Origin of the sequence: Pseudomonas simiae, from assembly GCF_000934565.1 — a bacterium.
Taxonomy (GTDB): domain Bacteria; phylum Pseudomonadota; class Gammaproteobacteria; order Pseudomonadales; family Pseudomonadaceae; genus Aquipseudomonas; species Aquipseudomonas simiae.
The window spans coordinates 5259509-5272441 of record NZ_CP010896.1; the positions used below are offsets into that span (position 1 = coordinate 5259509).

The 12933-nt window shown below is 59.3% G+C and carries 12 protein-coding genes; 9 read left to right on the forward strand and 3 right to left on the reverse strand.

Annotated features, from left to right (window positions below; all coding sequences use genetic code 11):
- The first annotated feature begins 14 nt into the window (after positions 1 to 14).
- From PF1751_RS23910 to PF1751_RS23925, 4 genes are all read left to right on the forward strand, one after another.
- Complete coding sequence (locus PF1751_RS23910) at positions 15 to 563, forward strand: GNAT family N-acetyltransferase (protein ID WP_044287910.1); 549 nt, start codon at positions 15 to 17, stop codon at positions 561 to 563.
- A gap of 144 nt (positions 564 to 707) precedes the next feature.
- Positions 708 to 1145: a GNAT family N-acetyltransferase gene (locus PF1751_RS23915; protein WP_044287911.1), complete on the forward strand. Its 438-nt coding sequence runs from the start codon at positions 708 to 710 to the stop codon at positions 1143 to 1145.
- 167 nt (positions 1146 to 1312) lie between these two features.
- On the forward strand, positions 1313 to 2338 hold the full coding sequence (locus tag PF1751_RS23920; protein ID WP_044287915.1) for a hypothetical protein: 1026 nt from the start codon (positions 1313 to 1315) through the stop codon (positions 2336 to 2338).
- Positions 2339 to 2462: 124 nt separating this feature from the next.
- Complete coding sequence (locus tag PF1751_RS23925; RefSeq protein ID WP_044287916.1) at positions 2463 to 3896, forward strand: ArnT family glycosyltransferase; 1434 nt, start codon at positions 2463 to 2465, stop codon at positions 3894 to 3896.
- 15 nt (positions 3897 to 3911) lie between these two features.
- On the opposite strand, the gene PF1751_RS23930 is transcribed toward PF1751_RS23925, so the two are convergent.
- Positions 3912 to 4400: a TIGR00645 family protein gene (locus tag PF1751_RS23930; protein ID WP_010206662.1), complete on the reverse strand. Its 489-nt coding sequence runs from the start codon at positions 4398 to 4400 to the stop codon at positions 3912 to 3914.
- Positions 4401 to 4567: 167 nt separating this feature from the next.
- Here PF1751_RS23930 and PF1751_RS23935 point away from each other — a divergent pair, with 167 nt between their 5' ends.
- Complete coding sequence (locus PF1751_RS23935) at positions 4568 to 6391, forward strand: hypothetical protein (protein ID WP_080923229.1); 1824 nt, start codon at positions 4568 to 4570, stop codon at positions 6389 to 6391.
- 3 nt (positions 6392 to 6394) lie between these two features.
- Here the strand turns inward: PF1751_RS23935 and PF1751_RS23940 are convergent, their stop codons facing one another.
- Positions 6395 to 6703, reverse strand: coding sequence for a PA4575 family protein (locus tag PF1751_RS23940; protein WP_010206664.1), 309 nt, complete (start codon positions 6701 to 6703; stop codon positions 6395 to 6397).
- A gap of 178 nt (positions 6704 to 6881) precedes the next feature.
- The gene (locus PF1751_RS23945; RefSeq protein ID WP_010206665.1) at positions 6882 to 9320 is read right to left on the reverse strand and encodes a Lon protease family protein; all 2439 of its coding nucleotides are present in this window, start codon (positions 9318 to 9320) and stop codon (positions 6882 to 6884) included.
- A 267-nt stretch (positions 9321 to 9587) separates the two neighbouring features.
- Here PF1751_RS23945 and PF1751_RS23950 point away from each other — a divergent pair, with 267 nt between their 5' ends.
- The 4 genes from PF1751_RS23950 to PF1751_RS23965 all read left to right on the forward strand — a co-directional run bounded on the left by PF1751_RS23950 (position 9588) and on the right by PF1751_RS23965 (position 12919).
- On the forward strand, positions 9588 to 10076 hold the full coding sequence (locus tag PF1751_RS23950) for a DUF3015 domain-containing protein (protein WP_010206666.1): 489 nt from the start codon (positions 9588 to 9590) through the stop codon (positions 10074 to 10076).
- 91 nt (positions 10077 to 10167) lie between these two features.
- Positions 10168 to 12021 (forward strand): Lnb N-terminal periplasmic domain-containing protein, encoded by a 1854-nt coding sequence (locus tag PF1751_RS23955; protein ID WP_044287917.1) that lies wholly within the window; start codon positions 10168 to 10170, stop codon positions 12019 to 12021.
- A gap of 109 nt (positions 12022 to 12130) precedes the next feature.
- Positions 12131 to 12430, forward strand: coding sequence for a chorismate mutase (locus PF1751_RS23960; RefSeq protein ID WP_021492928.1), 300 nt, complete (start codon positions 12131 to 12133; stop codon positions 12428 to 12430).
- Positions 12431 to 12562: 132 nt separating this feature from the next.
- Positions 12563 to 12919, forward strand: coding sequence for a hypothetical protein (locus tag PF1751_RS23965; protein ID WP_044287918.1), 357 nt, complete (start codon positions 12563 to 12565; stop codon positions 12917 to 12919).
- Positions 12920 to 12933: the final 14 nt, after the last annotated feature.

A 12933-nucleotide genomic window follows, 5' to 3' on the forward strand; every position in this document is an offset into this window, starting at 1 on the left:
TCCGAGTACGGGATATGACACTTAAAACAGAACGGCTCTTGCTGCGCCGATGGCAGGACACAGACGCCGCCGATCTATACGAATATGCCAAAGACGCCCGAGTCGGTCCCATCGCTGGCTGGCCCCCGCACACCAGTGTGGAGAACAGTGCCGACATCATCCGCACAGTCTTCAATCACCCAGAGGTGTATGCGGTCGAATTGAAGGAAAATCGCCGTGCTGTTGGTTGTGTGGGCATTCTCATAGGCAGCAACAGCAATTTTGAAATCAGTGAGCAGGAAGGGGAAATAGCCTACTGGATCGGCGTGCCGTACTGGGGCAAAGGCCTGATTCCGGAAGCCGTGCGTGAAGTGATGCGACACGCTTTTGAAAACCTGAACCTCAAAGCACTGTGGTGTGGTTACTTCGCCGACAACATCCAATCCCATGCTGCCCAATCGAAGTGTGGGTTTCGCTTTCATCACACGGAAGAAAACAAATACAACCAGTTCCTCCAAGACTATCGCACAGAGCACATTAGCCGGATCACCTACCAGGAATGGCTGGAATATTCGAAAGTGTAAGAGCACAAACCGAAGAGGGACGCGAACCTTACCTGGGGTTGTACGAGGAACTAGCCTCCCTTGATACACCGTTGCCATTCAGGTGCGGTACACACCCATAAAACATTGATTCAGCTCGATCATCACCCTCACTCAGGCGACGCGATGGAAATCTCACTCACCCAAATAACGCAACAAAACTATGAGGCCATTTGTGAACTGGAGGTCACTGAAGAACAAGAGGACTACGTGGCTAGTAATACTTGGTCGCTCGTTGAGGCCGCGTACAACCCGGGCTACTTCACACGCGCCATCATTGCGGATGAAGAGGCCGTAGGCTTTTTAATGTGGGTGCAGGAATCAAAAGGAAAAGTCTCTATCTGGCGCTTTATGGTGGATAAGAAACATCAGCAGAAATCCATCGGTAGAGCAGCGCTGGGTCTCGCCCTGCATGAAATAAGACAGAACGAAGAGTTGAAAGAAATTGAGATTTGCTACAACCCCAACAACGTCGTCGCCAAAGGGTTTTATTCCAGTTTTGGTTTTATCGAGGTTGGCATGGATGCAGACGGCGAAGATATGCTGGCGAGGATCATCATGTGAACTTGGCCAAATACACGCCGAGCGGCACGATTTCCTTGCCAACGTATTGAGGACGAAATCCACGCGTTCCGGCAGGTAATGCTTCGGGTGGGAGTCCCTCTCTGGAATCCCACCGCACTTCCCATTACCCTGATCCCCTCTATCAGACAACCGGAAGTCCGATACCCGTGTTCAAGCCACTCGCCGCTCTCGCTCTCGCCTGCACCCCTCTGCTTGCAACCGCCGCCGACCTGGCCGGTGTCTGGACAGGCACTCTGGGGAAATCCGCGATTACTGTCTGTTTCAACGGGCCCCACGGCGCCAATGGCAGTTATTACTACCAACGGATCCTCACCCCCATTCAGCTGACCCAAGCCAACGCCAGCGAGCCTTGGGTGGAAGAAGGGCAAACCGGTTTCTGGCAGTTGGACGACCCACAGGACGACCTATTGACCGGCACCTGGAGCAAAGCCTTAGGTGGCAAAAGCCTGGCGTTGATGCTGAAACGCGCGGACACGGACGGGTGCGCCAGCGACACTTACAACAACCCGCTTGAGGCCACGCCACCGGCGGTGAAGGTTGAGAGGAAGACGTTCGCCGAACATGCCTACCAGGTGAAAACCCAAGGCGGGCAGGTCATCCTCAAACTTGAAGGCGACACAGAGGCCATCGACAAGATCAACCGGGATCTCGCACGGATGGCCATCAACCCGGACGGACAGACCGATTTCTATAGAGAGCGGCGCAACTCACTGGACCAGGGCGGCAGCACCACGACCAGCGAGATCACGGTGGAACCGGTCTACTGGTCATCACAGTGGATCACCGTGCGTTTCTATCGCTGGTCGGCAGGCTACGGACGCGGAGGCATCAGTTGGGGCCTGCACAGTTGGAACCTGCAAACCGGTAAAAAGGTCGATCCCTGGACGTGGCTGGGAGGCGAGGAGCAATGGGACGGCCCCTATTCCGGCCAGGTCAAACTGCCCGCAGCGTTCAGCGCATGGCTTTCCAAGCAAACCACCGTCGACGAAGGCTGCCCGGCCGTGACCAGCTATTCCACCTTCGACTTGAGCTTCAACACCCAGGGCCTGCAACTTTCGACACCCGCCCAGGGCGATGGCTGTGATAACGAACTGAGCTTTACGTGGGAGCAATTGGAGCCGGTGCTGACAGCCCAAGGCAAAGCGGCTATACCCAGCTTGAAAGCGCCATAACGGCCTAATCAGCCTTACAAAAATCCATCACTCGTTCACGAAATATTCAGAAACGCCAACGGATACTAGCCCATTGCAATGACCGTTCCCCCGGACGGTCCTCCTGCCCTGGTAGCCACACTCCATGACGCGTCCTGCTTCCCTGCTGCTCCTGCTTGCTGGTCTGTTGTTCTTCTTTGCCCTGGGCAACCATGAGCTGCAAGGCTCCACCGAAGCCCGCGTCGCCGGGATCGCCATGGCCATGCACCTGGACAATAACTGGGTAGTGCCCCAGTTGTTTCGTGAGCCCTTTCTGGAAAAACCGCCCCTGAGCCTGTGGATCGACGCCGGGGCGATTCGCCTGTTCGGCGGCACCACCTGGGCCGTGCGCCTGGCCTCGGCGTTTGCTGGATTGTTCAGCGTGATGCTCCTTTACACCATGCTGCGCCGGTTCGGGCGACCGCAGACGCTGGCGTTCAGTGCGGCCTTGATCCTGGCGACCATGGCCAGCTATTGGAGCAATGCGCGCGGCGTCGGTGAGGATGCGCTGCTCACCCTCGGCGTGACCACTGCGCTGTTGGCGTTCTACCAGGCAGTGCGGCCCGATCGCCAAGACTCCAGCGTGGGCGCATGGGCACTGTTTACCGCCGGGATGGTCATCGCCACCCTCAGCAAAGGCGTGCTGGGCCTGGCGATGCCGGGCATTGTGATTTTTGTGTACCTGGCCAGCACCAGCCTGATGGACAAACGGCTGCAGATTGGCAACTGGCTCAAGCCGGCACTGTTTACCTTATTGGCGCTGGTGCCACTGGTGATCTGGCTAGGCTTCCTGTTCCAACGCGGGGGTATGCAGGCCGTTGCCGAGGTCTTGCTGACCAACAGCGTCGGCCGCTTCAGCGGCTCGTTTGTCGAAGCCGGGCATTACGAGCCGTTCTACTACTACATTGCCAAGCTGCCCGAGGCGTTCCTGCCTTGGAACATCCTGGTGTACCTGGGCCTGTGGCACTTTCGCAAAAGCCTGGTGCGCAACCGCTACCACTTGTTCTTCAGCGTCTGGCTGGTGGCACAGTTCACCCTGCTGACCCTGGCGTCGAGCAAACGCACCGTTTACCTGATGGCGCTCGCACCGGCCGCCGCCGTCCTGGCCGCGGAATATGCAAGGGTGCTGCTGGACTGGCTGAAAACCCACAAGCCCGCGCTCTACAAGCATCACAGAACCATAGTGGGCGGCGTGTTCACCCTGGCCGTGAGTTGCTACCTGATCGCCGCCTTCTGGTTCGCGCCCAAAGCGGATGTGCGCCAGTCCTTCGTACCGGTGATCAGCCAGGTTCAGGCGTTGAAAGACGAAGGCCGGGAGGTGGTACTGTACCGGCCCAACGAGCGCATCGCCGGAGCCAGCGTGTTTTACCTGCAGGCCTATTTACCGATCCTGCAAACCGAGGCCGAGCTGCACAGCTATCTCGGCGCCAAGCCCGGCAACGTTGCGCTGCTGGACCACACCGATGACTTGACCCGTCCGGTGAAGGAGATCAAGCGGATGTCGATCAATCGCCAGCCTTACTACTTCGTGGAGCAGTAAGGCCGGCGCGGGGCATCAGTGCTTGGTGACTTTGTCCAGGTAGCCCATGGCAAATGCCGAGACCACGAAGGTCATGTGGATGATCACGTACCACATCAGGTGCTGTGGATCGACGTTCTTGGCGTCCATGAAGATGCGCAGCAAGTGGATCGACGAAATCGCCACGATGGAGGCCGCCACTTTCATCTTCAGGGACGAAGAGTCCATGGTGCCCAGCCAGTTGAGTTTCTCTTTGTTGTCATCGATATCCAGCTGCGAGACGAAGTTCTCGTAGCCGGAGATCATCACCATGACCAGCAAGCCGCCGACCAGGGCCATGTCGATCAACGACAGCAGCACCAGGATCAGCTCGGACTCGGCCATCGAGAACACGCTCGGCAGCAAGTGAATCACTTCCTGGAAGAATTTCAGCGCCAGCGCCAGCAACCCGAGGGACAAGCCGAAATAAATCGGCGCCAGCAGCCAGCGCGAGGCGTACATAGCATTTTCGATAAAGCGTTCCATTGGATCTCACACAGCTTGGCTAGAAATGGCGGCGAGTATACCAGCCGCTACAAGACACCTGTCATCACGAGAAAACTGACCTGTGCGGCATCTGTAAGAGAATTTTTCTGCTAGTGTCGAGCCCAATAACAACTCGGCTCGATGACGTCGGACAGGAAAAAACTCAGATGATGGATGTGCGATCCCCTTTGGCCAGTATCGGCCTGTGCGCGGCATTGCTGCTGGCTGGCGGCTGCTCCCCCAGCGACGAGCAGAAGCAGACCACCCTCGAAGAGAAAACCGCCAAATTCGAACAATCCCTCGACAGCATCCAGGACCCCAAGCTGCGCGACGCCGTCGCCGACCTGGGCGGTTCGCTGCTGTTACTGGAACGGGCGCGGGTCAAACTCGCCACCAAGCCCATCGAAGCCGAATACGGTGACGACACACTGGCCCTGCTCAAGCACTACCCCACCCCCCAGGCGCTGGTGGACACCTACATCAATGGCCTGTTCGTGCTGCGCAAGAACTCCCATTCAGACTATCTGACCGACTTGCAGCCGGTGTTTCCCTTCAACTTCAACATCCCCGACCAATTCCCTTTCCCCCACGGGCTGGAATGGCAGTCGGTGACCTTGAGCAACAACAAGGTCATCCCCTTCCAGCCAGAGTGGTCGGAAACCGATCCGGGCATCCAACTGAGCCCCAGCAGCTCCAACCTGACCAACCCTGACGATTTGACGGTGACCTACCCGTTCATCGACGGCATCGAGACGGAAAACAAGAGCCAGCCACAGCCCGTCAGCCTCAAGGGCACGGTTGAAGTGGTCGCGCCAGGCAAGGTGCTGACCTTTGACCTGTCGAAACAGGACGTCGGCCACAAGCGCACCGAAGGCAACATCACCCTCAACCTGATCCTGCTGGAAAAAAACTACGCCGAGATCGAGCTGACCAACAGCCAGCCACTGGCCCCGGAAGTCGGCGACGAATCGCCCAACCCGCTGCTGATCCAGGCGCGCGACAGCACCGGGCAGTTCCTCACACGCTCGGGCTCGATCAATGAAAGCAGCGTCCAAGTTGCGTTTTACGAGAAGCAACTGGCCGAGATGCAAAAACAGAAGACCTGGTCCGAGGCGTTCGAAAAGCAGTTGATCGATGAGCAGAAAGCCTTCGAACACAAGCAGAGCGGCCACTACGCCAAGGTGTACTTCAATGGCGTGATCGACAACCTGCAAGTCAACGTGCTGGATTTCTCCACCGCCACGCGCACCCGTAAAGACCTCGATCTGCCGGTGCTGCGTTTCGACAGGAACAGCTTGCAGAAAACCGTGCAGGCCCTGCCGATGCCGGTCACCGTGTACGACGACGGCGCCGCCAATTGGCTCAAAGACGCAAGCATGACCGAGGACCAGTTGAAAAACAGCGTCACCATCAGCCAGTCAGTCGAAGACGCCAGCGCGGCGCACATCGTGTTCGACCACCCGTTTACCTTCAATGACGATTTGGTGGGCAGCGAGCGCAACAGCAGCGATTCACCGGTGACCTTCTTCACCGCCGACGAAAAAGGCGAGCGCGGCGAGCCGATCGAGTTGCCGACCGAGGCCTTTGAGCTGAACCCGGCACGCGGCACCCTGACCTATGATCTCACCCTGTTCCCGGAAAACCCGGCCTTTGTGGTGGGCTCGATTCCGCTGTTCCTGGCAACCATCGATAAACACGAGATTGACGCGAACACGCTGCCCAAAGGGCTCGAACTCAAAGACAACGCGCTGATCGTCGACCAGAAGGCATTCCCCGCCGACAGCTGGCGTTTCTACGCCAAAGACGCCAGTGGCAACTACCTCAAGGAAATCCTCGGCGTCAGCCACCGCGCCGAGGAATACGGCACGGCGATGTTTGACGTGCATTACTTCTACGGCCAGCCAACCACCCTGGAAAGCTACCAGCGCACCGACCTGAGCACCGTGCAATATGGCTTCGAGGTCAAGTTGGACAAACCCGAGAGCAAATAGCGGTCAGTGCTGGGTCTCACCATTGAGCTGTCGCAGATGGGCCTGCATGTGCAGGCACCAGATCTGCGGGTCACCCGCCTGCTCGTAGCCGTGCTGGGTCAGGCTGTCCACGATGGACTCCAGAATATTTTCCGCAACGAAGGGCCCAGGGAACGGGCCTTGGGACTTGATGGTGGAGGGCTGTTCACCGGTCATTCCGGCGGCAAACAACAAGGTCCACATCCCGTTATCCCCCGCGAGAGGGCGAATGGAACATTCGATACGGGTGACCAGGCCAAAGCACTGGCGGGTAAGGCAAAGGTTGCGCGGCATGGCGGCGACCCTCGGTAGATCGGTGTTCAACCTGCGCCTGGGGCGAGGCTGTTTCTATCCCGCGACTCCTGTGGATATCCCTTGAGCAAAGAATAGAAGAAAACCACGACAAACCAAGGTTGTAGGGACCAACGGGCGTTGGCCCCCAAACCAAGTCAATTTAATGACGAGTCAGCCATCAGGTCGGTTTGGCTTCGGCCAGCGCCTGCTGTGCCAACTCCTTCTCCGCTTCCTTGAGGTCTTCCTCGCTGATCATCTCGGCAATCGCGCGCAACCGCTCTACCACGCGCGCGTTCACCGTGCCTTCCGGGAACTGCCCCTCGGCATCCGGCTCACCGGCATCCTCGCCCACCAGCAGGCTCAGCGCCTCGTCGGCCTGGCGCACCGCATAGATGTGGAACTGCCCGGCGCGCACGGCCTGCAGCACCTTCTCATCGAGCATCAACGTGGCGACGTTGGCCTGGGGAATGATTGCGCCCTGCTCACCGGTCAAACCGCGTGCTTCACACAGCCGGAAGAAGCCTTCGATCTTCTCGTTGACCCCACCCACTGCCTGCACTTCACCAAACTGGTTGATGGAGCCGGTGATGGCAAAGCACTGCTTGAGCGGCGTCTTCGACAACGCCGAGATCAAGGTGCACGCCTCGCCCAAGGACGCACTGTCGCCGTCCACGTAGCCGTAAGACTGCTCCAGCGCGATGCTCGCCGAGATCGCCAGCGGGAATTCCTGGGCATAGCGGCTGCCCAGGTAACCCGTGAGGATCATCACCCCCTTGGAGTGGATCGGCTGGCCGAGGTTGACCTCGCGCTCGATGTCGACAATGCCGCTGCCGCCCGGGTACACCGTGGCGGAAATCCGCGCCGGCACGCCGAAGGCCGAATCACCGACCTCCAGCACCGTCAGCCCGTTGCACTTGCCTACCGCCGCACCCGCGGTGTCGATGAGGATGACTCCGGCGAGCATGTCGTCGAGGATCCGCGCCGACACCCGCCCGGTGCGCGTGGCCTTGGCCTTGAGGGCGCGCTCGATATGGCCCGCATCGGTCATCTCGTCGCCCGCCAGGTGACGAATGAAGTCCGCCTCACTGACCAGTTGGAACAAGTCGCCAATTCGCGCCGACAAACGCCCCTGATGCTCCGCCAACCGTGCGCTGTAAGTGGCCAGCCGCGCCACCGCGTCCGACGTCAGCGGCGCCATGCCTTCTTCCGACGTGCGGGTTTTGAGCAACTGGGCGAACTGCTCCAGGCTTTCGTCCACCATCGGGATGTCTTCGTCGAAGTCCACCAGTACGCGGAACATCTCCTGGAAATCCGGATCGGCGTCCTGCAATGCGTAGTACAGCTGGCGCGAACCGATGATGATCACTTTGACCTGCAACGGAATCATCTGCGGGTTGAGGGTCACGGTGGCCAGGCGGCCCAGCTCGCCCAGGGGCGATTCCATTTTCAGCTTGCGCGATTGCAGGGAGCGTTTAAGAGCGTCCCAGACAAACGGCTCGCTGAGCATTTTCTCGGCTTCCAGGATCAGGAAACCACCGTTGGCACGGTGCAACGCGCCCGGACGCAACTGGCGATAAGTGGTGTAGAGCGCGCCCTGGTCGGTGCTGTATTCGATCCGCCCGAACAGGTTGTCGTAGGTCGGGTGCGGCTCAAACACCACGGGGGCGCCACCGTTGACCGGATGGCCCACCACCAGGCTCGGGCAGTACTGCTCTTCCAGCAGCTTGCGCGCCTGGGCGTCGGTCTTGGCGTCGTCCACCAATTGCTCGACCACGGTCTTGAGCAGGTACACCTGCATGGCTTGCAGGTAACCGCAGACCGCGGCGTTTTCGGCATACTTTTCCGACAACGGTGCAAGCAATGGTTGCAGGGCCAGGGTGATGGTTTCTTCGTTGAACTGGCGCAGTTGATTGTTCGACTCACGCTTCCACTGCGGCAGGCTGGCCAATTCTTCGTTGAGGCGTTCTTCCAGCTCGGAAATGTCCGTGTGGAAACGTTCGCGATCGGCTTCCGGCAACTGCGAAAACTCGGCCTCGTCCAGCGCCTTGCCGTCGAGCATCGGGGTGAAGGCGATATTGGTGCTGTCGCGGTACAGCGCCACGTCTTTTTCCAGGGCCAGGCGTTCGATAACGTCCAGGGCCTTGTCGTAACGCTGGTTGAAGGCACGGTCGATGGCGCTTTTGCGCTGTTGATACGTCGGGTGTTCGAAGACGGCCGGGAAGGTGGCAACGAGGTTGTCGACCAAACCGTTGATGTCATTGATGAACGCCGCCGCAGCGCCGCCTGGCAACTCCAGGGCACGGGGTTCGCGGGGTTCATCGAAATTATTCACATAGACCCAATCCGCCGGGGTCTGCAGGCGCTTGCCTTCGGCTTTCAGGTAGCGTTTGACGAACGAAAAGCGGCCAGTACCGGGCTCGCCCATGACAAACACGTTGTAACCGGGGCGTGGCATGGCCACACCGAACTGCAAGGCTTCAACCGCACGTTCCTGGCCAAGCACACCGCGAAAGGGCTCCAAATCATTGGTGGTCGAGAAGCTGAACTGTTCAGCGGAGAAAGGGCGAGTCAGCGCTTCGGGCGCTAGACGCAAGCTGGCAGCAACAGGATCAGGCATCGGGCTTCCTTACATCAGGCGGGGCAGATGACGGCATTCTGGCTCTCGGTTGCGCGCTCTGGCAAGGCGCGCTTTCGGGAAAGCGTAGACGTGGGATGCGACCTGCAGAAATATCGCGACATCGCCAATTGTTTTATAAAAATGCACGGAACCCTTGGAACGTGCCTAAACTCCAAATTGCGCGGGTTGGACTAATAACTGGCCCCTAGGGCGCTGCGACGCGCCTGAACCCTTGTCCATTGGTTTGCAAACAAAGAGAACAAAGCTATGAAACGGATCCTTCTCGGTACTCTCTTCACCGTCGTCTCCCTCAATGCAATGGCAGAAGCACCAGGCGGCCCGAACTGCGGTTGGGGCAACATGTTGTTCGAAGGCCAGCGCGGCACTCCAGCTCACTTCCTGGCTTCCACCACTAACGGTACTTCGGGTAACGCCACCTTCGGCATGACCTCAGGCACCAACGGTTGCAGCACCAACAGCGCCCTGTCCTACGGCGGCAAGTCCTGGATTGCCATGAATGGCATGATGAACGAGCTGTCCGAAGACATGGCCAAAGGCAACGGCGAGGCGCTGACCACCTACGCCGTGGTACTGGGCGTTGCACCGGAAGATCGCGAGCACTTCGCGGCTGTGACCCACGAGCACTTCCAGCAGATCTTCAGCAAGGCTGACGTGACCGCTGATGACGTGCACAACAACACCATTGCTGTACTGAAAAGTGATGCCCGTCTGGCGAAATACGCGACCCAGGCTTAAGCTCGACCAGCCCGCGCCTACCAAGGCGCGGGTTTTATTTTGGACCCGCCTCCCCTTTGGGTCTCTTTTATTTCCGACTTAAGTTGCCCCTATGCTCAAACGCTTTGCCTGGATGGCACTCTTCGCCTGCGCCCCGCTGTACGCGGCCCCGCACCTTGATGATCAACGTTTGCAGCAATTGGCCAATGATCCGTTTTGGCTGTCCCTCGGCCATTACGAAGCCGGGAAGGTCAGTGGCTGGCGCAGCTATGTCAGCGACAAGAAGTTCTTCCTCGCAGCCGACGGTGCCCACCACCCGGATGCCGAGCTCAAGGCCACCGTTGACGCGCTCTACGCGCCGGCCAGCCTGGGTGAAAAACACGCCCAATGCGTTTACCCCGCACGGACCCGCTGGCTCAAGGATCAGTTGCACCTCACTGACCTGCCTGCCGTGGACTGCACAGAATTCAAGCAATGGTTCAAGGACGTCTCCCCCCATAGCGCGGTGATGATCTTCCCGGCGGCCTACCTCAACAGCCCGTCGTCCATGTTCGGCCACACCCTGCTGCGCATCGACCAGGCCGACGTGCAAAGCAACAACACCGCCCTGCTCAGCTACGCGATCAACTTCGGCGCCTATATCGAGGGCTCCGACAACAGCATTCTCTACGCCTGGAAAGGCCTGATGGGCGGCTATCCCGGCCTGTTCGCCCTGGTGCCTTATCAGGAGAAGCTGTCGGAGTACCGTAGCCTTGAGAACCGCGACCTGTGGGAATATCGGCTTAACCTGACGCAAGTCGAGACCGAGCGCATGGTCGAGCACGTGTGGGAGCTCAAGCAGATCCAGTTCGACTACTTTTTCTTCGACGAAAACTGCTCGTATCGCCTGCTGGAACTGCTGCAAGTGGCCCGCCCCGGGCTGCGTCTGACCGAACAGTTCCCGCTGACCGCCATCCCGACCGACACGGTCAAGGCCGTAAAAGACGCAGGCCTGGTAGAAAAAATCGACTATCGCCCCTCCCGTGAACGCGAATTGCTGGAACGCGCCAAGCCGCTCGATAGCGACGAACAGCGCTGGGTATTAAAGATCAGCGACGACCAGAAGCAATTGCAGGAGCCCGCCTTCAAAGCCCTGCCCCGCGAGCGTCAGGCCCTGATCATCGACGCCGCCTATCGCCTTGGCCGCTACCGCGCCAACGGCCTGGAACGTGACACCGCCCGCTCCCAGCGCAGCTTCGAGCTGCTGCGCGCGATCAACCAGAACCCGGCGCCCGACCTGAAAATCACACCGCCCGGCCTACCGGAAAACGGCCATGAATCCCGCACCTGGCAAGCCGGCATCGGCACCCGTGGCGATAAGGCTTTCGGTGAATACGGCCTGCGCATGGCCTACCACGACCTCAATGACAACGCCGAAGGTTTCCCCTTGGGCGCGCAGATCGAAATCCTGCAGATGAAACTGCGCCAGTACGAAGGCAACCACTGGCAACTGCAGCAACTGGATCTGGCCACCATTCGCTCCCTGACCCCGCGCAACGCCCTGTTGCAACCGTGGTCATGGCAAGTCACCGGCGGCCTTGAACGTGTACCGGGTAAACACGACGACGAAACCCTGGTCGCCCACGTCAACGGCGGCGCCGGCGGCACCTGGCAGTTGAGCGACGACATGCTCGGCTTCGCCCTCGGCACCGTGCGCGTGGAGCAGAACAACGACTTCAACGAAGCCATCTCCCCTGCCGCCGGCTTCAACACTGGCGTGCTGTGGAAAAACCCGCTGGGCAACCTGAGCCTGGAAGCCAAGGGTGACTTCTTCACCAACGGCGAAGTACGCCGCAGCATCAGCCTCAACCAGCAGTGGGAATTGTCGCGCAACCTGGGCCTGCGCCTGAGCGCACAGCGCGAGTACAGCCATTTGTCGACGCCCGTGAATGAAGTGATGCTGGAAGTGAAGTGGTATCACTACTGATCGAAACCTGGCGACGCTCAACATGTGGGAGCGGGCTTGCTCGCTCCCACATTGATCACCCTGTATTCAACTACATCGCATTGCCTATCCAACCAGGAGCTCAACCAACATGGTCGTTAACTGCACCACCCTTGAACACGTCCGAGAAAACATCGACCGCCTCGACCAACAAATCGTCACCCTGCTGGCAGAGCGCGGCCGCTACGTGTCACAGGCGGCGCGCTTCAAGAAAGATGCTGATGGCGTCAAGGCGCCACAACGAGTTGAACAGGTGATTGCCAAAGTGCGGGGGTTGTCCGACGCGGCGGGCGCCAACCCCGACGTCACGGAGCAGGTGTATCGCGCGATGATTGCGGCGTTTATCCAGCAGGAATTGGCGGAGCATTCTGCACTGCCAGGCACTGCTTAACCTGCAGACGCCGGGGCCGGCGCCTACACATTTGGGATTTGCCCACGCCTTTCTCACCTCCCTTTCACACCGCCCCGACAAATCCCCTTCTAGACTCTCCCTATCAGCCGTGAAACGGCCAGGGAGTACGCCATGTGGCGGTCTGCGGTAATGCTGTGTGCGGTGCTGGGGTTGGCGGGTTGCCAGTCGACCCATCAGGAGTTGCTGGCCAAGGGTTATCCACCGGCATTTGCCGACGGTTTTGACGATGGCTGCAGCAGTGGCCGCCAGGCGGCGGGGGTGATTACCGGGGCGTTTCGCAAGAACGTGCCTCGGTATCTGAAGGACCGGCAATACGCCGAGGGTTGGGAGGATGGCTTTCGCCAGTGCAAGGCCATGCGCGAAAACGATGAGTTGCGCGATTACAAGGAGCGGCACTGGGACGACCGGGATCGCGAATGGCAACAGGAGAAAGACCGCGACGCAGCCCGGACCTATCGCTCGCACTAGGTCGCTTTCAGACA